Origin of the sequence: Hufsiella arboris, from assembly GCF_009834875.1 — a bacterium.
Lineage (GTDB): Bacteria > Bacteroidota > Bacteroidia > Sphingobacteriales > Sphingobacteriaceae > Hufsiella_A > Hufsiella_A arboris.
Genome location: NZ_WVHT01000016.1, coordinates 1 through 24,416, shown reverse-complemented (window position 1 = coordinate 24,416; position 24,416 = coordinate 1). Strand labels below are relative to the sequence as shown.

Here is a 24,416-nt window from a genome sequence, read left to right as displayed (position 1 = left end):
TCTAATCAAGAAAGCTTTGCCACGACGTTATTGAAACTGTCTTCTTGGTAGATGCTAAATTATCGGCAATCGGTCACCGCAGATTTTATTTGAAAAGTGTTTGTAAATCAAGCTGCATAATCTCTTAAGAAGCTGACCAAAAAAGTAGACCCTTTGGCCGGTTCGCTTTCTAACCAGATCTTCCCGTTTTGTTTTTCCAGGATCCGTTTTACAATTGATAGACTAACACCCGAACCAATAAATTCCATGCCATTATACGCTCTTGAACAGAGCTCGAAAATACTCAAATGAATCCTGTTCATCGATACCAATTCCGTTTTCTTAATGCAGCAACTGCACCCACCCTTTGTACACTTTGTTTCCAGCCGGCCTTTTAACAGTCAGGATATAATAGTATGTGCCGTCGTTCAACTGCGAACCGTCCCAATCATTATGATAATTCTGCTGCTTATAAACCTGGTTTCCCCAACGGTTATAAATTTCAACAGATAGCCCCTCTCCTTCTGTTAATCCAACCACGACAAAACGGTCGTTCCTGCCATCTCCATTTGGCGTAAATACGTTTGGTATAAAGATCAAATCACCGCTGATTTCTGAAGAAACCGTCACGCCATTGTTATTGCGGGTAATGTCTGGTTCAAAACCGGTCACGTTAGCTGTATTAATTATGATCGGACCGTTTAAAATTTTTGAAGTAAATGTGAGCGTCTGGCTTGCACCTACAGGTAGCGATCCTACCTGCCAGTTAATTGTCTTTCCGGTGATCGTCGCTGTGCCGGCATCCGTTTGAATAGCCGTTGGAATATCTAGCGAAGGCGGAAGAATATCATTCATTACAACAGCTGTCGCCCCGTTCGGACCATTGTTCGTAACCGTGATTTTGTAGGTGATTTTTCCATTAATCGTATATGGAGCGGACGAAACAACTTCCTTCTGTACTGAGAGATCAGCGGAATATACAGCGTTAATAACTGAAACAGCTGTATCTGGTATCGACGAATCCAACGGACCGGAGGCGATCGCAATATTCCTTATATCACCCGGCTGGGCGATAGTTGCTTTGTACATAACAAACGCGACGCCTTTAGGAGGAAAAAAAGTGCCATCGACGTGCAATATCCTGGTCTGCGGATCGTAGAAGGCCGTATCAACGTTAGTCGTTATGTCGCCGATATTTGTGAGTGAGGCCGGTATGCTATCGACCAAAGACGCCGGTGTAATGGTGCTTTCACCGGTATTTATGCCGGTTATTTTATAGGTAATCCGTTGCCCCACGTAATAAGGGCCTGGTTCAATGATTTCTTTAGTTAAATTAATTTTAGCTTTCGGTTGCACCACGGTGATAACTGATGAACTGGTATTTTCTGGAACCAACTCTATTACATCAGGCGGAACCGCCAGGCTTACGGTATTTACGATGACTGTATTACCACCTTTTTCAATTGTACCATGCGCTTCTATGATGGATTCGCTGTTCGCCGGGAAATCAGGAAGCAGGAATTTCTGGGTATTCCCTTCCCGTGGAAGAACCACCGGTTTAAAATCCGGTATGTTCGTTGAAACGACGGTATAGACTATATTTTTAAAAGACGCCGGCAACTGATCGGTTACAATTGTTCCATTCGCTGCTGATGGGCCCAGGTTACGAAGAATGACCCGGTATGTGATTTCATTATCTTCAAATATACTGGTTGGCCCCTGCTTACTGATAGACAAATTGGTTACCTGCCGAACCTTTGTATTTACCGTATTTGAATAAATAGTGGTATCCGGCAATGAAGAACTTGCCCGGTTCGACAGATTCAGAACACCCGCTACTACGGTACCGTTTATTTCAATCCGTATATAGTCCGTGCTGGCGGCGGGAATATCCGCAGTTAACGAAATATTACCAGTGGTTCCGCTTGCCGACCCGGTGATCGCGGCAGCGCCGTAAGCGGTCGCGGTCCAGGTCACATTTGTAATTCCCGCGGGTAATTGATCGGCAATTGAAACATTACGCGCCAGGGAAGGACCACTGTTATCAGCAATCAGCACATACCTGATATTGCCGGCTGCATTAACGCTGTCGGCCCCTGTTTTACTCAGGCTAAGATTAAACCTTCGGCTTACCACTGTCGTTACCGGATTGCTTGGAACGTCAGCCTGACCGGTGACTGTCGCCCTGGCGATATTGGTATAAGAACCAGTATAATCCGGATCAATAATGCCGGTGATCGTAACCGTGATCTGGTTTCCTGTTCCCGCGGCGATGTCGCCGGTCACCAGGATCCTGTTTCCCGATCCGGTACGTCCGGCCGATATGACGGCTCGTCCTGAAACTTCAGCGTTCCACTGAACATTGCTTAACTGCGGCGGCATGAGATCGCTTATATTCACGGCGGTGGCATCCGACGGGCCCGCATTCGTCAATCGGAGTCGGTACGTCGCCAGTTGACCGGATGAGGCAACATTCGTTCCTGTTTTGCTCAGGGTTAACAAGCTTCTCTTTTCCAGCGTGGTGGTAACTGCAGAAGTGACAGTAGTTCCGCCAGGTGGCGCCGCGCTGGCTGTATTGTCCAACTGACCGCTGGCATCAGGTGCGATTGTTCCGGTTGCCACTATTTCTATTACACTCACCGTATCCGCCGGTATCGTGGCTCTGAGGTTAAAGTTACCTGGCACAGTGTCGCGGTTGCCGCTGTTAAGCCTCGCATTACCGAGCCCTCTTCCCGACCATCGCACATTTAAAATCCGCGGATCAAAAACGTCCTGTATATTAATGTCCGAAGCATCAGATGGCCCCTGATTATTTACCCGGATCGTATAGGTTATCGGATCGCCGGGGATAGCAATAGCGGGAGCGGTTTTAACTATACCAAGTTTGGAAAGGGTAATGATCTGCGTTGAGACATTGCTCGTATCTTTCATGCCGCTGAACGAGGCTTCGGCGTGATTGTTAATTCCCCCGGTGGCGCCGGGTTTGATAAGCCCAACTACCCGCACTTCCACTGCGTTGCCTGCGCCGGCGGGAATTGATGCATTGAAGTTAACATTGCCAGTTTGATCTCTGAGATTTCCCAGGCTAATTGATGCAGCGCCAATCGCCGTTGCCGACCAGTTAACATTTGTCAGGCGGGCATCAAAAATATCTGTAATGTTTACCGAAGCCGCATCTGAAGGACCTTTGTTTGTTGCTCGAATCACATAGCTAACTAGTTCACCTGCATAAGCAATTGAGGGACCTGATTTAATGATTGTGACCGAGGGTTTACTGATGACGTTGGTTATTACAGACACTGTCGGAGGTGAAGGATCGTTAAAACCTGGAGCCGGGGTTGCAGTAGCCGTGTTTGTTAGCGGACCTGTAAAGGAAGCGTTTATAGTTCCTGTAACCATTATTGTAACCCGGTTATCATAGTCGATGGGCAGATTAACCGGCACATTGATCGTATTGCCTGTACCGGTAGTACTTCCAATAACGGTGGCGGTGCCATAAGGAGTTGCCGTCCAGCTTACATTTTGAATTTCTGGCGGAACTATATCGGTAACCGTCGCATTGTTTGCCACTGCAGGGCCGAGGTTGTAGGCATTTATGATATAGGAAACCTGTTGGCCGGCTATAGCTTCCGATGGCCCTGACTTTGTGACCTTCAACTTTGAGGAACTGATGCTGGCTGATGTTGACGACTGGTGTGTATCGCCTCCATAAAACGCACTGGCTGTATTCGTTAAGGTGGCAGCAACATTCGGACCTACGGTTCCGGTTACATTAATGGAAACTATTCCTGATCCTGCGGAATTATTAACTCCCGGGATGTTTGCTGTCACATTTATGCTGTTACCTGTCTGTGGCCCAACAGGAGTAAAGGTCGTTGCCGGGCTGTTTCCCGATACACTCCAACTTATCCCTGCGAGCTCTGTTGGTATGTTATCGGCTATCGAAACATTCGCGGCGTCACTTTGCCCTGTGTTCTGTACATCGATGGTATAGCTGACCTGCCCGCCGATATTTCCGCTCTCCGGACCGCTTTTGGAAATAACAATCCCGACATCGGTGTTTATAACCGTAGTAATTGCACTCTCATTATCGGTGAGATCAGGATCGGACAAACCATCGGGCAGTTCTATTTTTGCCGTGTTAGTTGCGGTTCCGTCGGTTATCGCATCGCCGTAAACATCGATAATAATTGAATTTGCAGCACCAGACGCCACGTCACCGGTAATTTCAACCGGCAATCCAGGCTGACTGACGGCCGTTACGCTTGCCGTCCCCGTAGTGCTGGTTTGGAAAGTAACATTCGTGATCTCAAAAGGAACACTGTCTGTCACGGTGACACCGATAGCATCAGAAGGCCCGTTGTTAGTTACAACTAAGGTATAGTGTACCCGCTGATTGACTGACAGGTTTGAAGGACCTGATTTTAAAACACGCAGATCAGCCGAGCGGGTGATAACTGTACTGGCCGTACTGCTTACCGGTTGAGGATTAACAACGTCCGATGCGGGAGTCGCAAAAGCGATATTGCTCAAAGTTCCATTAACGGCCGAAGGTGAGACAATTCCCTTAATGCTCAGCATCACGTAATTGTTATCGCCTGCCGGAACATTAACCGACGCGTTAATCTGGTTACCTGATCCGCTGACGGCGCTGTTTAAACTGGCGGCGCCGTAAGCAGCTAAAGACCAGGTAACATTTTGTATTTCCACTGGCACGTTATCGCTTATTGCTACATTGACGGCATTTGCAGGGCCGCTGTTTTTTAACAGAACGGAGTATTCGATATTTTCCCCCGCATTGGCTACCTGGGGGCCGGTTTTAGTTAAAATAAGATTTACCTTCTTATTCACAGCCGTACTGATCACGTCGACCACTGGCGGCTGCCCGTTAACTACAGCGCCTGCTGCATTTGAAATAGTTCCTGAAAAAGATGGATCTATTTTTCCTTTATAGTTAACCACAAGATAATTTTCAGCGCCGTAGGGGATATTACCACTTACTGTCACCAGGTTGCCGGTACCCGAAGCCCCGCTCAACACTTGCGCTCTTCCATGAGGTTCAGCCGTCCAAATAACATTTTGCACATTGGGCGATACAGGATCGCGAAAGCTTAAATTTAAGGCATCAGAAGGGCCATCGTTACCTAATATTACCGAATAATTAATTTCTTCGCCTGCTGAAATAAATGCCGGACCGGATTTATCAACACGTAACGCAGCCGAATTTGTTACCTGCGTACTTACAAGAGTTGATAAAATTGGAGCGGATCCCGGTAAGGTAACACTCGCCTGGTTATTAATGGTACCACTGAAAGCCTGATCGATCTGACCGGTGACCAGTATATAAAAACTTTTTGTGGCCGGAATATCCGACACGACGCTTACATTATTTCCATCACCAGACGTGCCGCTCACAATTTTTACAATCGGTTCACTTGACGTTATCCATGAAACATTTCTGAGCTGCGGGGGTATCATATCAGCAATAACCACATCATCTGCGTCGGAAGGGCCTAAATTATTCACGCGTATGGTGTAGCTGACCGTGCTACCTGCGATTGCATTTTGCGGACCTGTTTTGCTTATTGCCAGCACTGGATTTTTTGTAAGAACTGTAGTGATCACGTTCGAATTAAAAGTCGGTTTGCCGTCAAAAACAGCAGTTGCCGAGTTGGTGATGGTTCCTGTGAAGGAAGGGTCGCTCTGACCTGATACGCTGACTATAACTCTGTTATCAGGGCCAGCCGGAACATTTACAACGACATTGACCTGATTCCCTGACCCGGTTGCGCCCGAGCTTATTACCGCTGCTCCGCTAACAGTTGTGGTCCATGTAGGATTTTTGATCTGCGGCGGAATTAGGTCGCTGATTACTACTCCCGGGGCATCAGAGGGGCCGTTGTTACTGAGGCCAATTCCATAAGTAATGATACTTCCGGATGTTAATGCTGTCGGGCCTGCTTTGGTGATCACCAAACCAGGGTTGCTCAAAACCGTGGTGCTTACTGTGTTTGAATTTAATACCGGTAAATTTGAGAAATTAAGAGAAGCAGTATTGTTTATAATTCCGCTCGCACTGGCACCGACACGTCCGCTGATGGTAAGCGTAATTTTATTTTCAGCGCCTGCCGGCAGGTTCACATTCAAATTTACTGCGTTTCCTGTCCCTGTTTGGCCGCTGTTAATGCTGGAGGTTCCCGAGGTAGTAGCTGTCCAGCTTGCACTTTGTATATCGGATGGTAAGATATCGCTTATTGCAACATTACTTGCCGCTGATAATCCCTGGTTTATTATTTCCAGCGTATAGCTAATGTTTTCTCCGGCATTTACATTCGGAGGACCGCTTTTTCTCAAACTGAATTTCGGGGTGACCAGAACCTGTGCCGTGCTCGAAGCTGTGAGCGAAGACCCGCCGGCAGGGGTTGCCGTCACCTGGTTAAAAATTTGTGTGCCGGCATCGGGGCCAACAACGCCGTCGACCAGCACAATAATTTCATTATTCGCCCCGGCAGGAATTGACGCGTTAAGCGCGATGTTATTCCCGGTTCCGGCACTCACGCCGACCCTCGCATTGCCCGAGGTTTGCACAGTCCATTTGACACCTGTGATAGCCGATGGAACAATATCTGCTATCGCTACAGAGGGCGCATCTGATGGGCCACCGTTTCTTACTGTAACTGTGTATTGTATATTGTCTCCCAGGATGATCGACGCCGGCCCGCTTTTCGTTATTTGCAAACCGGTTTGCTGGATGATATCCGTTTCAGTTATTCCCGAGTTAACTGCAGGGCCAGCATCCGGCGTAAGTGTGGCAGAGTTCTCGATTGAACCACTTTCGCCCGGCCCAACTGTACCGCGAATATTGATCGTAATGGAATTTGCATTTCCGGCCGGGAGTTTGCCCGTGAGGTTGATCTGATTACCGGTTCCTGATGCTGCGGAAACTTCGGCGCTGCCGGCTGTAACGGCGGTCCAGCTTACATTGTTTACCTTATTACTGATCACATCAGAAATCACTGCTGTGTTCAGATCCGACGGCCCTGTATTAACCGCCCGGATCTGGTAGTTGATCGCTCCGCCGGCCAATACCGTTGGCTGGCCTATTTTATTAATAATCAGAGTATACTGCGGGGCATAGTTGCGTGTAACTGTTCCGGAGTTATTTAACAGATTAGGGTCGGGTATGGTAGCAGAATTCACTGATCCGTTTGTTATCAGCGGGCCGGATGAGCTTTTATCAACAAAAACGTTTATTGTATATGTCACAGACGAACCAGCGGGCATATTGAGGATTTCGTTTATACCGCCTGTGCCTGAACTGTTCGCTACCGTTGCACCGTTCCGGGTAGCTGCACTCCATGAGACATTGCTGAAATTAACAGGGGACGGAACCACAAAATTTGCGTCGGGCACATTGGAAGGTCCGTTATTAGTTACCGTGATCGCGTAGGTGAGTGTAGCCCCCGGCGTATAATTAAAGTTGGTACTTGCGTCGCTTAATGCCAGGTCGGCTTGCTGGATGTTGGTTACTTTCGTATCTGAGAAGCTGATGGCGCAAGGACTTTCGGCAGCGATCGTCCAGCGCAGCGTTGCTGATGAATTCGTCGGTATGGTTACAGTTGTTTTCGGGTTAGCCGGGTCGCCAATAACCGCCTGCCCGCTTACCACGCTCCAGGTACCTATTCCACTCAAAGGGTTGTTCCCGTTCAGGGTGAAGCCATTAGAAATATAGTTTGTTTGCTCCGGTCCTGCGATTGCAATTGTAGCTGGACGTACAATCCTTGAAACGCTGACCGGCGAATACAATGTTCCGCACACGCCGGCATTGACTGCCCGCCGATAGTAAGTTGTTTGAGTGATGACTGGTGGATCATAGGTTGAGCTGGTAGCGCCTGGGATATCTGTAAAATTGGTATTATCGGGGCTGCTTTGCCACTGGTAAGTAAAGTTCCCGCTGCCGCCGCTGGCAGGAGTGGTTTCTGTTATTAATACCGGGTCGGCTGACGTACCACAAAGAAGTTGTATCAACGTAACTGCTCCCGGATTAAAGGTGCCTAGAGGATTGTAAAATAAGACGTTACTGTTATTCGTGCAGTAACCGGTATAGGCGACTCTCCGAAAGTAGATGGGTGATGTAATAATTCCCGGATTATATTGCTGGCTGGTTTGGCCGGTGATATTTGTAAAAGTTGTGCCATCGGTGGATGACTGCCATTGGAACGTAAACTGATTTAGATTTCCACCGGTAGCCGTATTACCGATATTGTATTCGCTTATAGGTCCGCAGGCTGTTGTAGCGGTTGAAGCAGCTATGACATTATTAACAACAGGCGTGACATAATACTTGATTTTATTACTCGCGGAGGTACAACCATTAACGGTTAACAGGCGCCGGTAAGCACTGTTGGTTGTAATCGTGCCGGGATTGTAATCCTTCCCTGTTGCTCCGGGAATATCCTGGTAAGCGAAATCGTTATCAAAATTGTATTGATCTGTAACGATCTGCCACTGAAAAGCGGGCGTTCCTCCAGTAACTGCATTTCCGGTTAAAGCGATATTTGTCCCGGCGCTGGTTTCGCAAAAATTAGTAACTGCGGAGCCCGTGATGGCGTTTGGCGCGGTGTAAAACGTTGCCGCTGCGGTGGTATTGTTGGCGGTATTTACATCATAACCGTTAACAACCGTCGCCTGACTAGTGAAGGCCGAATTAGTATTGGCTGTAGTTGGCTTCAGCGTCAAAGTGATATCCGGATAAAAAGCACCGTTTGCCAGGTTATCAAAGCGAGTGAATTTATAAGCGCTGCCAGTATTTGTGACCGTCCAGCCAACAGCGGACGTACCTGCTACCGCTAATCCGGCGGGAACTGTATAATTCACATCAACCTGCCCTACCGAAGGTGAACCAACATTTTGCACTCTGAAAGTTACAGGTGAGCCGTTCGTAACATCGATACAAGCCGGCGGAGGTATTTGCGTGATGGCAAAATCCGGGTTGCTGACTACTGTTTGTACAGTGGAAATGTTGTTAGTTGGATCTATGTCGGGAACGTTATTGGTAGTTACATCAAGGGATGCGGTGTTTGTAATTGTGCCTTGAAAACCAGATGTTATTGCACCGACGACGGTATAGGTTACGCTGCTGCTCGGTGCCATGTTAAGCGTCACGCCGTTTACCGAGCCTTCGTTGGATGTTGTGCTGGCTGAACCGTTTTTATTAAAAGTAATTGAATTTGCAGTGAAGTTTGCAGGTAATGCATCGTTAAGTATGACCCCGTTTGCCTGAACAACATCGTCGTTATAAACTGTGATGGTATAAGTAAGTGGATCGCCCGTTTTAGCGTTTACCTTATCTACTGTTTTTGTAATGCGCAGGTTGCCGGGTGTGGTGACGAGTAGATTCCGGATTTCGTGTTTATTAATATTTGCACCCGTTGAGCCAGCCAGGCCTACTTTTAAATTTGCCGGTGGGTTATCAATTTCGACAGGACCAAACAATTTCGTAAACTGTCCGGTTAAGGATGTTTTCCATTGTACTGTAATGCTGTATTTTCCCGAAGCGTTATTTTTTACAATATTAACTTGCACACGTCTGTAAAACTGGTTTTGTGAAGGCCGGGTAGTTGCAGGAGTCTGATAGTCGATAAGACTCCCGGTCAAAGAGGTAGTACCAGATAAATAGGCAAAGTTTCCTGATTCAGGACCACGCAATGCCACAGCCTGCGGCCGAAAACCCGGTCCGCCGACTCTGCCCTCATTGGGATTGGAATAATTTCCATATTCATCCAGGCCAATACCGATATATCCTTTCGATAAACCTAAAGCTGGAGTTTTAGGTGCATACCCTAGAGAGCCTCCGAAACCGCCTATTTTGAACGGACTAGCTGTTGCGTCATATAAAAAGACAGAAAAACCGTCGGCGCCTGCCTGGGTGGTATTTCGCCAGGCTGTATATTCAAAATCTACGAAAACGCCTAATGAAGACGGGAATGATTGATTTACCAGCACATACCCCACTTGATTGGTAACATCGGTGGTAAGCCGCAACCATCCATCGTTTGTCGGGTCGGCTACGCCCGAAGTAAGCAATGAGTTACCGCCAATTGTTAAGCCGGGAATATTGTTGTCTTTGAAGGAATTGTTGATGGTAAATTGTGCACGGGCAGTTATCGAAGTCAATATAAGCAGAAGTAGTACAGTCGCTACGTATGCTTTACGCCGATTAATTTTTTTTAAAGGAAGCTGCTTTGTAAAAGTCGCCATACGCAATACCATTTGAGGAACACGCGAAATCAGGGTGCAAATCCTTTACTGTAATTATTTATAATTTGAAATAAATTTAGAAAATACACATCCAACAACCAGCTAAAATCCAAACAGTTAGTAGCAGATTATAAGATGATACAAGTACAGAAAGAAAAAAACGGGAAACCCCGGACTTACAGGGATAATGTTTGTGATTTGCTGTTTAAAAAAAGCTAAGGATGGGAGCCTTCGATTATTAAACATCGCACTGATGGTTCTAGTCTTAAAAACGCTGCAGATTAACTATCAGGAGCTTTACGGCTTCCACCCTTTTTTTTATAGATCACCTTCATTCCCGCTTCTCTCCGTTTTCTTCTTCCCGGAATCAATGCATCGAAAACCGCCCGGATCCTCATCCAGACTAAATGAAAAAACCCGTTTTGATGATCGTCATACATGTTCATGTCTCGAAATCGGTTTTGATCTTCTTCCAATTCGTTTAACATCATGAAAGCTTACAGCTTACTTTGATTTTTGACGCTCCTTTACCAAGTTGCTTTATAATAGTTAACGCTTCTCCATAACTAAGACCCGTCAACTTTACCCGGTCAGACTGCATAATATATATCCCTCCCGTCCAGGGACTTGGAGCTCCGGGAATGTAAACCATGCGCTGATCGTTTTCCATTTCCTCTATCAGGAAACAGAGCTGCGCATTATCATCAAATAGCGCGACAGCCACCTTCTGAGTACTGCTTTCACTCAATCCCATCATCCCTGCACCGGTTTCTTTAATGAAAGTATAACCGGGAATATTGCTCAGCAGCTTATCTTCCAAACCGGCGATCAGCCGCTTGGCGGGGCCTGTAAGCGAGATTAAGCCGAATATAAAACAGATAAATACCAGCAAAAAGATCACGACCAGGTTGTGAAATTCTACGCCAGCCAGGTTAGCGGCAAGCGGCGCCGTGATCCGGTGAAGCAGGTGATAGGCTTTTTCGAAAACGATGATCAGCACAACAAGGGGAGCGAGAAACAGCAGACCGCCCAGTATTGTTGCTTTTAAAAACCTCAGAACACTTTTCATATTCAAACTAAAATCTGTACCCCACATGAAAAATATATCGGTAACCAAAAGCCCAGGTTTTGATTCCGTTATCATCTACGAACTCGCCGTTGTCGAACAATTTTCCAAATCCCGGAAGAGACTTTTGCAACCGCCCATATAAAGTATTTAACAGCTTATTGTCTGACTCGACGCTTAGCTGGCTGGTCACTTTTGGTTTGATGGAATATCTTGCTATACCCGGACCAATCAGTACAAAATCGAGCGAAAGCCGTTTCCATAAAATAAATTGATAACCGAGCTCAGCGCCGATGCCGATAAAGTTCATATCAAGATCAACACCTACCTGCTCTTTTAACGCCCCGGAACTTGAGTAGAATGTCCAGTCTGAGTTTCTTTTCAGCCAATTATAATTGATATAAGGGCCGACGTAAAGACCGTGTGGGGCAGCGAATTTATTTTCTGACGACAGGTAAAAACGGTAATCGCCGGAAATATGAAAACTTTTGTCTGTGCGGTTATTTTGTATCGTTACACTGTCACCATCGCCGCCAACAAAGTACGGCAATCCAAACCGGCCAACACTGATAGAAAATGACTGGTTTTTTTTAACCATTCGTTCATATCCGAAGACAAGATATCGGTCGCTGAAAATGACCGGAGCCGACAGGTTGAAACGGATAGTGTTTTCCAACGGCCGGCTTGTGGTGTCGCTCCGCTGCGCAAAAGCTGTTTGGGTTACTGCCGCAATAAAAGCGGATGCAAAGAAGAGATTTCGCATATTAACCTTCGTTTAGCCAAAACAACGAAAAGGATTTGGCTTTAAGCTAACCCGAAGGGGGTTAAGATGTTCCATATTAGAACATGAAACAAGGCCGATATCCTGTTATAATTCAAGCCGTTGCTGCGGCTCCGGATGGTGCGTCGCCGGGCTTTGACAGATGGCCGAAATACTCTGAAGGCGAGTGACCTGTGAACTTGATAAACGCCCTGAAAAAAGTAGTTCGAGACTTGAACCCAACTTCCCAGGCCATGCCTTCCAGTGACAGCTGCTGCAACTCCGGATCATTGATACGTTCTTTCAGATATTCGATTCTCTGGAGATTCATAAAATCCTGGAAATGCAGGTTAAACTCCGTGTTGATCAGGTAAGATAGCTGGTGAACAGGAATATTTATTGCTTCAGCAAGCTCCTTGATGAGATAGCCCTTTTTTAGAAATGGTTTTGTCTCCTTCACAAATTCGTTCAGTGTGTCGAGATATTGCCTGCGCTTGTCGGGCTCAAACATAGGATGAACTTGCGGGGATAAATCACTTAATTCAATATACTCCTCATGGCCGTTTATCGCAATCGGATTAGTTTCCGAACGTTCGGCCGCTATGTCCATACCGTAGAGGATATGCGGCTGGAAGATCAGCCATAATGCTATAACGATCAGGATCAGGCTCATACTTGTTTCATTCATAAAATCAAGGTTTACCGATTGAATGTTCAATAAGCGTTGTGTGAGCAGCGAACTGTATAAGATCATCGTCAAAAGATTGTACGTTTTCAGCCAGTTCACAAGTTTGTAATCGTAGACTGATTCACTGTAGGCTGCCCTTCGCTCATAGTTTATGATAAGCAGGGTTTCCGCTGCCCCGTAAATAAACCATATGACCACCTTCAAAAGGGAAAAATATTGAAAACTTACTCCAAGTGCATTGTAGAACTGCCATACATTAGGCGAGTTGCTCATCATATCCAGGTATTCTTTTGAGCGGGTAAGCCGGTATATCTCACAATAAATAAGTACGGCAAAAAAGGGCGCAAAATGTACCCATTGATATTTTTTTCGCGAGTTGTTCGGGTATAGTATATTCCTGATATATAAAAACGAGCAGGGGGCGATCAGAAAAGAAAGCGACTTTGCGAGTGTAAAGAACACCGGTCCACTTGATATAATTCCTGCCGAGAAACAAAAATTATATAAACTACAGATAGCCAGACTGAAAATAGCGAGACTCAGAAAGACATTCTGCCGGAAATTTTTACGCGGCCAAAGCAGTAAACCTGAGATAAGAAGGCCAAGCTGACTGGCCGTAAAGAAAAACAGCGATAGGTAAGAAAGGCTCATAAGCGGGCACTTTAATAAAAAATCCAGTTCGTTAAGGGTTCATCCGGTCCCTCGAATACAATAAGAATTGAAAATTATGTTGGCAGACTCAGGTTCCCCGGGCAAGGACTGATTATTAAAAAAACTGCAAAATGCAGTGCGGTTTATTTTGAATGTATACTCGTGCTGTTGAGTAAAAGTTACAACAAATTTTAATCTCCTCAATTCTAAATAAATATACATGTAAATTAACTTAAATGAGAAGTTTTTGCCATTTTTTTTCTCTATCGGGTCGAAAAAACCAATCCTATCTGTACCCCCAGGTGCTGGAGATTATCTATTTTAAATGAATCGTTCGAATTAGTTGCATAATTGTAAGTGGCTCCTACAAATGCCCCTACAGTACTGTTGAACGGAATCAGCAATCCCACCTGCGGCCTGACAAGAAAGCCCCAGTTCGTATCTTGTATCCCGTAAATGTTAAAATATGCAGTTTGATCGCTATACTCTGTTCCAAGGCTCAGGCCAGCATATGGTTTAAGCTTTCCGGTGTTCTGAAAATAATAATATCCGTCGATTGTTACCGGGAAGACGTAAACAAAACGATCCATATCTGTTGTGATAGCAGATCCGTTATCCGGTGCGTAGTAAGTTTTTCTCTCCACATATTCCTCGAAAGAATTCCAGCTTACCGTTGCACCTATCGCCAGGTTCGGCTTAACCATATACCTATATTGAAGTGTGGCGCCCCTGTAACTAGTTTTATTTACAAAATTTGTCCCGGTAGGTGATGCGACTTCCCAACCTACCAGGAACTGGCTTTTCCCTATGGAGCCGGACTGTGCTTTTGAAACGCTTGTGATGAAGCAAATGATAATCAGTATTACAAGATATTTTTTCATGGCTATTTGATTTTTGCCGTGGTATAAGTGATCGCTGCTATTAATTAGTTTTGATGTATGGCGATTGAGAAAATGCCTGGTTGATCCCGTCGACACCCGCCTGTACATTTGCGTCAGGGTTATCTCCCAGGGCTCCTGCGATCACCGAATTCCAGAGAACTTTTAATTCCTTTTTATTATCTGTGATCACCGGGTTCTTCAGATCGATCATCGACGAAATGACGGTGCCGGTTGTGTAGGCATAGGCCACTGAGAACGGATAATAGTAACCCCAGTTAGGATATCCCCAATAATACGGTGGCCAATACCAGTAATACCCATCCCAATACCCGGGATAGTACACGCCGACGTTAAGATCTTTTACAACGCCAAGTCGTACTCCCAGGTTAGGCTTCTGATTTTTCTGCACAAATGTATAGCCGCGGCTAGCCATGTTATCCTTGAATGCAGTTACCAGTTTTAGTGCTGTGGCACCGACCAAAATCGTGTCCTCCGATGTATCCGACAAATACGCTACCGTATCAGACACGAAATAAGTTTTGTAAGAGGAGAAGTTTGTCGCCTTGTCCTGGGCAGTACCTACCAACGGTTTGGTAGAAAGTTCGTCAAGATCAGGCGTTTTCCGGCATCCCAGCGTAAGCACCAGGAGGCAGGCAGAAATAAGAAGCATTTTCATGAGACTATATTTTAAGAGATAGGTGTTTAATCGCGGATCAAAAACAAAAGCCATAAGGCCACCCACATGTTTCCAGATTCCTTCTTTTGGTGCCCGCCAAAAGCTGATTTCCAGCTCAAAAGAAACAGAACATACATATGGGTGACCTTATGGCCTGTACCGGCAACAGAATACCGGAACATATCTTTCAAACCAAAGAAGGCTTGTTTTATGAAAGAACTTTCAAAAGGGATTGAAGAGGGAGGAATCAAAAAACAAGCCTTCTTTGGTGTTACAAACATTTTTATGTTCGTGGTGAAATTCATTTAATCCCCTGCTTTGTTTATGAAGCAAAGAAAATGAATTAACCAGTGTTAAAGCTCGTTTTTTCGATGAATTGCGTTTCATCTTATAAGATGAAACATTAAACACCTAATAAATATATTCCACGCTCTTGCTTTCAAAACCCACATTTACTCATAACGAGCTAAATACATTCCATTCACTATATAACTGCAAAAACTTATTTAAATCCAATAACATTTTACCGAAATACGTTTTATGCTTCATATGCAAAAAACGCTTAAACCAAACGAGAGGATGCCTTTTTAGAATATGCAATATTCCCCCCAACGTCGGTAATTTATAACGCATCTTAACTACAAAACCCGGTGAACCAGTATTAAAACAACTTGTTTAATTCTATGCCTTAAAGACTGAGCTAATTCAGGAATTACATTATTGTTTGATTTTTACTTTACTGGTTTTTATAACCGTATTATATGCAGCATTAATAAGCGAATACTGATCGTTCGTATCCATGCCGAACTCCCAGAACATAATACCTCCCCCGTATCGCTTTGCCCCGCGGGCTTTTCGTTGTATAGTTTTTATGCCATCGTAATAAATAGTATATAACCTGCTTGTATCTCCCTGCCTTATCGGTTTTTGCGCCAAAATCACCGCACTGTCTAAAAATGCATTTCCACCTTTAGCTATAATAGAGCTATAATTCAAAACATGATCTTTTTGAGGGATGCCGCTTGGGCGGCCATATAACGGCAGTCCCATTACGGCTTTCTCCTGCGGCATCTTCCTTATTTTAAGCCAGTACCAGAAACTCCGGTAAGCCATATTAAAATCACTGTGATGTTTATAAGGTTTGGTTAAACTAAATTCGTCGTACACCATCACGTTGAACCAGTCCACCCAATCGCCGGTAAGCAGTTCTTTACGAATCGCACTGCTTCTTCTTCCTTTATTTGTTCCCGGAGTGATTGCACAGCTAAGGTAATATCTGCCGCCCAGATGACAACTATCGCTTAATTGCTTCAGAAATACGGTAAAAACACTATCTGTTTTATCCCTCCTGCTCGGAAATTCCCAATCGATGTCCAGCCCGTCCAGGTGATGGGTGCGAACAATCTGCATAAGCTGGCGGATACAGCGGGCACGTTTTAAGCTGTCGGAAGTGACGCTTTTAAAATTTTCATGTTTGCCGTTAATGCTTAATGATATCTTGCATTTATTACGATGCGCTTTGTTTGAAAAAGCCAGCAGGTTTTGTGATTCCTTCAAAAAAACACCTCCGTTGTTTTGAATTTCTCCGAAGGCGAAAACGAGCATATTTAGCTGCCTGATCTTTTGATCCGGAATCGTTTCCGGCTTCCTGTCGCCAATAACATAAGCAACTATCTTAAAATATATGGCAGGTGGCGGAAATATTTTCGAAACTGACAAACGTTTATCTGTAATTGCTGATGCATCTTTTTTACTAGTATCCTGCACCATGTTGCTTGCTATCTTCTTTTCCTCATTCTGCCGGCACGAAAATTCAAGACTTCCTAGCAAGGCCAGCCCAATGAGAACAAACCCAAATTTCCTGATCTGTTCAACACTTCCACATTTGTTGGTTTTCATTTAAAACTCCCTCTGACTTTTTTTCCTTTTTACGCAGTTCTTTTCGGAACGAACCAACCTCCTTTTTAAACGACGGTTCACCTGTGACTTCTCTTCGTGAAGAACCAAATGCCTGTTTATAATATTTTTCTAGATTTTCATCCACGGAAATATCCATATAAACACCAGTTTCCCTGATCAATGACGACGAGCTGCCGGCGGGCTTGAAACGATCCCACCAGGCGTACAGGTTGCTAAGCAAAGCCGGCAACAGCAATGAAGACTTTTCAAACTTCCTAAACCAATAAACTTCGCTTGAGGTGTATTCCTGGTATCGCCTCCTGATAAACCGGTACAATCGACCGAACATAGTAATCAGTAAATATCCGATTGCGAGAAAAGCAAGCGTGTACAAAAGGAACCAATACCATGGTATTCCCATGATCAGGTAAGGCCCTTTTTTTGCCACCGCAACCGCGGCAGGTGTTTGCGAAGCATTTAAGCTATCCTTTAAGGTTTTCAGCATGCCCAGATTTGGATTCGGGCCAACACGTATATTAACAACGCCGGTTCCGCGGGCATACATTCTCCCGGCGACGGGGTTCCACCAGCGGAGACTAACTGATGGAAAAGTAAAATTACCTTCCTTCTCAAGCAGATAAGTCACTGTTTCGGTTCTCCGGCCATTGGCATCGTATTCATCACGGGTATCTTCCAGGCTTGCGGGGCCGGGATAAGCTGACGCCCAGTCAAGACTATCCTTTTTAAGCTCGGGAATAAATTGAGGCAGGGTTCCCCGCGCGTTAATGACAATCGTCCGTTTTAAAACATCGCCTACCTTAAGATTTTTTAGTGATCTGTTCCAGCTTTGCGTAATGGCGACATCCTTGGCCACCAGCCATTCTGAACTTTTCGAGCCACCGGGAAGAGGTTTTACAACGTACGAAAGCTGCTGGGTTTTTATATTGATTTTTTTGGCTACAGATTCTCCGACCGGGGGAGTTGTCGCCACGATATTTATTGCCGGCAGCGTAAAATGGCCTGGTTTATAAGGAAAAACAATAAAATAAAATTGAATACCCGCAAACTGTTTCCCATTAACATCGAACATTCCGGGCATCGTCCTGTCGAAGGGAATTATAAAAGCATTAGGGATCTGCAGGTCATCCCAATCCACCGGTGCAGTAAACCAGGTTTCCGTCATTATTGTATAGGTCACCTTGAAAGGCTGCTGAACATATACGCTTCGCTTATCCATTTCGGCACGAGCAAAGCAATGAATCTGGGCGAAGCAGGCCATCGTCCGGCAAAAAAAGATGATAAGTATGAGCCTCTTTATTACCATGGATTTTTACTCTTTTTAACTTTATATGAACTGTGCCGTTCCTGCAGCAGAAAGCGTTTGTGCAAAAACTCGACGGGATCGGCCTCGGCACGCCGCAAAAGTATATTGCCGGCAAGCTGCTCATTTCTATTTGCAGGTTTAGTAAGATCCGGCTTTGAAGCCTCTTTCGCCCGACGGATATTGCTCGCAACTTCGTCGGTAACGCGGTTTCCGGATTTCGGCAGGTTTTTCACCCGTGTATCCGCACTAAGTTCTTCGTCCTCACTTTGCGCCTTACGCTCTTTTAACGGATCATTTTTTTTCTTCTTTTCGCGAAGGCTGTTCACGTTCTTACTCACCGAAGTTCCGCTGTACCGCATTACAGAATCGGTACGTTTCTTAGCTTCATGGCTTTTCTCAATAGTTTTGTTAATCTTTTCCGCCAGCGAAGGATCAAGCAGGATGGCCTTATTGAAAGCACTGTCGGCATCGTCATATCTTCCTAGGCGGGAAAGCGCAAGCCCGCGATTATACTGGCCGGCAGCAGTGCTGTCGAGAGCAAACAGGTCGGCGGCTGCCTCAAAATTTCCTGTTTTATAATAGGCCACTGCTTTGTGACTATCGTCCCGGTAGCGTTCAGCAGCTTCGCCAAAATCCCCGGCATCTTCAAACAATCGCCCCTGGTAGTCTTTCGAATACCACCAGTCAGGATGTTTGCTTTTCACGCCGCATGAAGTAAATCCCGCACATATAAGCAAGGGTATAAAACACCATTGGATCACCCAGCCTCTTCTGAACCAGAAGGCGGTGATAAGCGCGGCTGGAATGATCAACAGCCAACCCATGTCATCCCATTCTTTTTCATCCGTTTTTTTTTCTTTTTGAAATTCAAGCTTTGCTGCGATTCGCCTTGCAACTCCGTCAACATCTGACTTATCAAGCGTTAAGGGAGTAACGGTTACTTTCGAATTCTGGGAAAGATTCTGAATCACCGCCGGATCCTGCTTTGAGAGCACCTTATATCCCGGGATCAATCCGCCCCCAGGCGAAGAAACCACGATGATCTCCATACGATGTACTGACTGATCAACCCAATTGCTTAGCAGTGCTGCATCCTGGCTGTCGACCGCATCGGTAAGCAGAAAAACTGTGCTCGGCGCTCCCACATTTTTCATCATGTCATTCACTTGCTTCAGCAGCATCTCAATACTGCTTCCCTGAACAGGCATCACGCGGTTCACCAGGCTGGATGCATGAAATTTTATAATCTTATAATCCTGGGTGAAAGGCAGCACGGGATGTGCCGTGCCGGCAAAAGCAACCAACCCGGCACGTGCCCGGGGATTGGCATCCAGAAAATCATTAATTTTAAACTTAGCACGGTCAAGCCTGTTCGGTTGAATATCTGTACTGAGCATTGATTTTGAAAGATCCAGTGCGATCAGGACCACTGCCTGAATTTTTTCTCCGGGGATTTCCTTTTTCTTCCATGCCGGCCCTGCCAATCCCAGTATCATAGCCGACATTCCGATAATAAAAAGAAGCAGCGGCAGAATAATCGACCAGGGGCTGCCTTTGCGGAACATATATTTGCGAAGCGGTTTGCTGACGACCGACATCCATTTAAATTTCCCCTTATTGCCGATCAGGAGAAGCAGAACGATTACAGTCAGCGGGACAAAAAGATATAGGGCCTTCGGCCTGAGAAAATGAAATTGCTGCCAGTCGATATGCACCAGCAGATCTTTTAGTTTATCCCAATAGAGCGAAACTTCCTTCATATCGCCCTCCTCCTGAATAAATGGAATATTCCGTTCAGCAACTGGTAAACAAGAGCCAGCCCTATCGCCGCAGCAAGCGGGTACATGTACAATAGCACGACCGGCTTGTAGGTATCTTCGTCATATTTTATGGGCTGAAGCTTGTCTAGCGTAGTATAAACACGCTTTAGCTGTCCCTCGTTCATCGCGTTGAAATAAATGCCCCCGGTAGCGCTGGCAATGTTCTTCAGGGTTTTTTCGTCCAGATCGTAGCCTCCGCTTCCGCGTGCCTGGCCAATTCCCAGTGTATAGATCGTTATTGAATCCCGCCTGGCTGCTTGCGCGGCATCGAGCGGAAGGATGTCATTACCTGCGTCAATCCCATCGGTGAGCAGTAACATAACCTTTTGCTTGATCGTGTCCTCTTTAAAAACTTTGATCCCATACGCTATGGCATCACCGATACTCGTCATTTGCCCGGCCATGCCTACTTCTGTCTGGTCCATCAGCCAGCTTACCGTTTCCAGGTCGGTTGTGAAAGGCGATTGCAGATAAGCATTCGTTCCAAACATAACTAGGCCAACCTGGTCGCTTTTGCGGTCCCTCACGAAACTTTTCATGATCGACTTAACCGCGTTCCAGCGGGTAGTTCTTCGACCGTCGACTATCCAGTCGGTAGTAGCCATGCTATAAGAAATATCGGTAGCTATCAGGAAACTGCGAACCGTTTTTGTTTTTTTACCAGGTTTCCCCACATATCGCGGCGATGAAGCGGCAGCAAGAAGGCATACCCAGACAGCGGAAAGTACGATCCAGGCCAGCAGGTTTTTACGTGTGATCCAGGCCCGGCGTTTGGGCCGCCGACCCGATACATCGGCGGCACGCCAGAAAAAAGGTGCGAGCAAAGCAGACCTTCGCTTTCTTAACGGCGGCAGCAATATGAAGAACAGTAAAGGCAAAGGCAGCAAATAGATCACCCATTTATAGGCAATTTCGAAATGCATATCTGCCGGGATATTGAACATAGATATAATTAATAAATTTATCAGATCGAGAACCGTTAACTTTTTGTCGCTCCGGATCGCATTCTCCGTTTATGCTGCCTGATCCACCTTCTGACTTTATCAGCGAATTCTGTCGCTTGCGGTAATTTGATGACTTCTCTTGAATAGATAGCCTGACCGAAAAGCCTGGCATCATTTTCGTCAAATGAACGCTCCCGCCATGTACTGTTTATAAAATCCGTCCATCCCGATTCGCGTTCACCGGCAACCAACCTGCGACCATAATTTTTCATCGCTATACGTTTCAACAGCATCTGGGATTCGTACACGAGTGCGGCAGGGGCATCCGGTGAAAGATTGTCGGATTCGGCGCCGATTAATTGTTCGAGATAATGCACTGCCTCGGCCCGATACCTGTTAAGTTGATAATGTCTCATTATGAGCCAGCCGGCGACCAATAAAATAATAAGTATGAGAACCCCCAAGACGTACCAACCCGGGGCCCCGAATGTGAAGGGGACGGGCTGCGGCTCTATTAAGGTTCCTATATCGTTATTCATTTACTTTCGCTTAAGTCGTTTTCCCATCGATTGCATTACCTGGTCCTCCACCGCTTCAGCCGTATTAAAATAAACCACCGGCACACGGTACCTTGAGAAATTGTCGCTCAGACGCTGATGGATATCCCGGAATCGTTCGGTATATTTTCCACCCCACTTCCGGTGGCTGTTTTGCCAGGTAATCTGACGGTGGCCATCACTCAAAACCAGTTTTCCGTCAGGCAACACTTCGTCCATCTCGTCATCAATATGTATAAGGATCACATCATTATGATTTGCCAATCCGAGGATTTGCTGCCGCAGTTCGGGGTCGAAATCTGAAAAATCGCTTATAATCGTGATAACAAAGTCGTGCGAAACAGCAGCCTGTGTACGTTTCAGCATTTCCTTCAGGCGGCCGGGGCCTTCGCGAATAACCTTGCGTTCCGGCAATGCCCGGTTATGTTTAGTAATAAGCTGCATAAAGTGCTGTACTAAAGCCTTACTGCGCTTAGGTGCAACATAATCGTATTCTTCATCGCCGAAAACAATTCCGCCGACACGATCACCTCTTTTGATAGTATAAAAAGCACCGATAGCCGCGGCATGTGCAGCTGATACAGATTTAACAAATCGCTTTGAACCAAAAAACATGCGGCTGCCCTGGTCCAGCAAGATAAAAGTCGTCCGCTCCTTTTCTTCATTAAACACCTTAGAATAGGTTTCACCAATACGGGCTGTTACCTTCCAGTCGATATTCCGGATGTCATCGCCCGCAACATATTGGCGTACCTCTTCAAAGTCCATCCCGCGCCCGCGGAGTTTTGACGCATGCCTGCCCGCCAGTATCGAATAAACAGGGTGGCCCGGCAGCAGGTTGCCCGATTGTACCAGGAACTCGTACCGCATAAGATCTTCCAGTGCTACTGCTACGTCGCTGGGGTGACCAGTTTCCTTATGTTTCAAAAATCCCAGCATATTTTATACACTATTCCTTAAATGACTACGAATTGCATCCCGGTTAATTATGGCAAACGACAGCTCCATGATTAGGGAAATAAACGTGAAGGCGCTGAACAGAAGGCTGAGAGCCATATAATTTTGCAAAGGCGTTGCAATTACCCAAAAGCCCGTAGCGAGAAATAAAAGGCCGAATATCAGAGATACCCACCCGTTTTTAACGACGGCCTGTACTTTTTTAATGATAGGTGTCATTGATGTGTTTTTATTTACTATCCAGTAGTCGTCTTTTTTAATATTGCGCTGAACGGAATCGAAGCTCTTTACAATCAAAAAACTTTAGCGTTATGACACAGATACGACCTTCAGTATCTCATCTATAACTTTATCAGGGCCGACTCCCTCCGCATTTGCTTCATAACTCAAGATGAGCCGGTGCCGCAAAACATCGTGTACAATGAATCGTATGTCATCTGGTGTCACATAGTCGCGCTTGTCGAGCCAGGCCACCGCCCTCGAGCAGCGGTCCAACCCGATTGTACCCCTGGGGCTTGCTCCGTAGCTGATCCATCGCTGAAGATCCTTACTGAATTTATCAGGATACCGGCTCGCTGAGATCAGATCAACAATATACTGCTCGGCCGGAGGCTTAACCTGTACCTGGGCGATTTCCGCACGCGCATCAAAAACTGCCTGCTGCGGAATAGCTTTTATCTTTTCGGCCTGACTTTTCGACTCCTCGCGTACCAGTTGCATAACTTTCAGTTCATCTTCATTTGAAGGATAGCCGATTTCTACTTTCATAATAAATCGGTCGAGCTGAGCTTCCGGAAGCGGATAGGTCCCTTCCTGTTCCACCGGATTTTGGGTAGCCAGTACCATAAAAAGAGTCTCCATTTTATGCGTTTTTCCGGCAACGGAAACCTGTCTTTCCTCCATCGCTTCGAGCAGGGCGGCCTGTACCTTCGCGGGAGCACGGTTAATCTCATCGGCCAAAACAAGGTTGCTGAAAATCGGACCGGGCTGAAAAACAAACTTTTCGTCGGCCTGCGGCTGATATACTTCTGTCCCGGTAATATCCGACGGCAGCAGGTCGGGTGTAAACTGAATACGGCTCAGCTTACAATCGAGATTGCTGGCGAGGCTTTTCACCGCACGTGTTTTAGCAAGTCCCGGCAATCCTTCCAGCAGTATGTTGCCGTCCGTCAGCAAACCTATCAGTATTTTAGTGATCACATCCTGCTGCCCGATGATTGAGTTTCCAATCCGGCTTCGTAATTCTTTTATTTGTTCAAGTGCTGACATGAAGGAATTTTTATCGTTATACAGTTATTCAGGTTGTCTACGGCTGTACATAAAATTAGCTACCAATTAAAAGGGACACGAATTATCTTCTGGTAAGTGGGTTTCACATTTTAAAATGAAACACAACAAATAAAGTCTCACTTCAAAAAACAGATAAGCAATAAGAATCTTCGATTTATTCACTGGTAATGGGTTACAGCTTCAACGGACGCTCTTCGTAACCGCTGTCTGCGTTGAGTATCACTCCAGCATTTTCACCTCCAGCCTTCTGTTCATCTGATGCTGCTGCGGGGTACACTTGACACCGTCGCTGCAGCCATTCACCAGCTGCGTTTCTCCGAAGCCGCGGGTATCCATCCGGGCTGCTTCGATGCCTTTGTTTATCAAATATTTCTTTGCTGACTTGGCCCGCTCATCCGATAGCCATTGATTGTAGATGGCCGGCCCGCGTGAGTCGGTATGTGCTCTCAATTCTACCCGCTGTTCTGGGTCCTGCCTCAGGTAAGCGGCCAGCTCGTCAAGCGCTTTGGCCGCATCCGGCCGGATGTTGTATTTGTCGAAATCATAATACACCTTTTCCAGCTGAAAGACCACGCCGGGCTTAGGTTTGGGTGACGGTGGTGGTCCCTGCGCAACAGGTGGCTGTGGCGGAGGCGGCGGTGGAAGGCTCACATAATAGATATCG

At 46.0% G+C, this 24,416-nt stretch carries 18 protein-coding genes; all 18 read right to left on the bottom strand.

The genetic code is table 11. From position 1 onward, the window contains the following. Positions 1-107 precede the first annotated feature (107 nt). Entirely contained in the window at positions 108-302 is a 195-nt protein-coding gene (locus GS399_RS21160; protein ID WP_160846436.1) for an ATP-binding protein, read from the bottom strand. Between the two features lie 19 nt (positions 303-321). Next, positions 322-10,239: a DUF8696 domain-containing protein gene (locus tag GS399_RS19980; protein WP_160846435.1), complete on the bottom strand. Its 9,918-nt coding sequence runs from the start codon at positions 10,237-10,239 to the stop codon at positions 322-324. Positions 10,240-10,520: 281 nt separating this feature from the next. Then, entirely contained in the window at positions 10,521-10,730 is a 210-nt protein-coding gene (locus GS399_RS19975; RefSeq protein WP_160846434.1) for a hypothetical protein, read from the bottom strand. Beyond that, positions 10,727-11,308 (bottom strand): DUF502 domain-containing protein, encoded by a 582-nt coding sequence (locus GS399_RS19970; RefSeq protein WP_160846433.1) that lies wholly within the window; start codon positions 11,306-11,308, stop codon positions 10,727-10,729. Before GS399_RS19970 ends, GS399_RS19975 begins: the two co-directional genes overlap by 4 nt. A 7-nt stretch (positions 11,309-11,315) precedes the next feature. Further along, positions 11,316-12,068 (bottom strand): DUF3575 domain-containing protein, encoded by a 753-nt coding sequence (locus GS399_RS19965; RefSeq protein WP_160846432.1) that lies wholly within the window; start codon positions 12,066-12,068, stop codon positions 11,316-11,318. 112 nt (positions 12,069-12,180) lie between these two features. Then, positions 12,181-13,404: a helix-turn-helix domain-containing protein gene (locus GS399_RS19960; protein ID WP_160846431.1), complete on the bottom strand. Its 1,224-nt coding sequence runs from the start codon at positions 13,402-13,404 to the stop codon at positions 12,181-12,183. Between the two features lie 263 nt (positions 13,405-13,667). Further along, positions 13,668-14,285, bottom strand: a complete 618-nt coding sequence (locus GS399_RS19955; protein ID WP_160846430.1) for an outer membrane beta-barrel protein — start codon at positions 14,283-14,285, stop codon at positions 13,668-13,670. 40 nt (positions 14,286-14,325) lie between these two features. Then, a complete protein-coding gene (locus GS399_RS19950) occupies positions 14,326-14,961 on the bottom strand; it encodes a DUF4136 domain-containing protein (protein WP_160846429.1) in 636 nt (211 codons plus the stop codon). 26 nt (positions 14,962-14,987) lie between these two features. Then, complete coding sequence (locus GS399_RS19945; RefSeq protein WP_160846428.1) at positions 14,988-15,266, bottom strand: hypothetical protein; 279 nt, start codon at positions 15,264-15,266, stop codon at positions 14,988-14,990. Positions 15,267-15,678: 412 nt separating this feature from the next. Beyond that, a complete protein-coding gene (locus tag GS399_RS19940; protein ID WP_160846427.1) occupies positions 15,679-16,860 on the bottom strand; it encodes a glycoside hydrolase family 18 protein in 1,182 nt (393 codons plus the stop codon). Continuing rightward, complete coding sequence (locus GS399_RS19935) at positions 16,832-18,184, bottom strand: BatD family protein (protein ID WP_160846426.1); 1,353 nt, start codon at positions 18,182-18,184, stop codon at positions 16,832-16,834. The genes GS399_RS19940 and GS399_RS19935 overlap by 29 nt, the downstream gene beginning before the upstream one ends. Further along, the gene (locus GS399_RS19930; protein ID WP_160846425.1) at positions 18,178-19,944 is read right to left on the bottom strand and encodes a VWA domain-containing protein; all 1,767 of its coding nucleotides are present in this window, start codon (positions 19,942-19,944) and stop codon (positions 18,178-18,180) included. Before GS399_RS19930 ends, GS399_RS19935 begins: the two co-directional genes overlap by 7 nt. Further along, on the bottom strand, positions 19,941-20,948 hold the full coding sequence (locus GS399_RS19925; protein ID WP_160846424.1) for a VWA domain-containing protein: 1,008 nt from the start codon (positions 20,946-20,948) through the stop codon (positions 19,941-19,943). Before GS399_RS19925 ends, GS399_RS19930 begins: the two co-directional genes overlap by 4 nt. A 35-nt stretch (positions 20,949-20,983) precedes the next feature. Continuing rightward, entirely contained in the window at positions 20,984-21,487 is a 504-nt protein-coding gene (locus GS399_RS19920) for a DUF4381 domain-containing protein (protein WP_160846423.1), read from the bottom strand. After that, entirely contained in the window at positions 21,488-22,444 is a 957-nt protein-coding gene (locus tag GS399_RS19915; protein ID WP_237488014.1) for a DUF58 domain-containing protein, read from the bottom strand. Positions 22,445-22,447: 3 nt separating this feature from the next. Next, on the bottom strand, positions 22,448-22,681 hold the full coding sequence (locus tag GS399_RS19910; RefSeq protein WP_160846421.1) for a hypothetical protein: 234 nt from the start codon (positions 22,679-22,681) through the stop codon (positions 22,448-22,450). Positions 22,682-22,771: 90 nt separating this feature from the next. Next, positions 22,772-23,731: an AAA family ATPase gene (locus GS399_RS19905; protein ID WP_160846420.1), complete on the bottom strand. Its 960-nt coding sequence runs from the start codon at positions 23,729-23,731 to the stop codon at positions 22,772-22,774. A 240-nt stretch (positions 23,732-23,971) separates the two neighbouring features. Next, a complete protein-coding gene (locus GS399_RS20875; protein WP_160846419.1) occupies positions 23,972-24,403 on the bottom strand; it encodes an OmpA family protein in 432 nt (143 codons plus the stop codon). Positions 24,404-24,416: the final 13 nt, after the last annotated feature.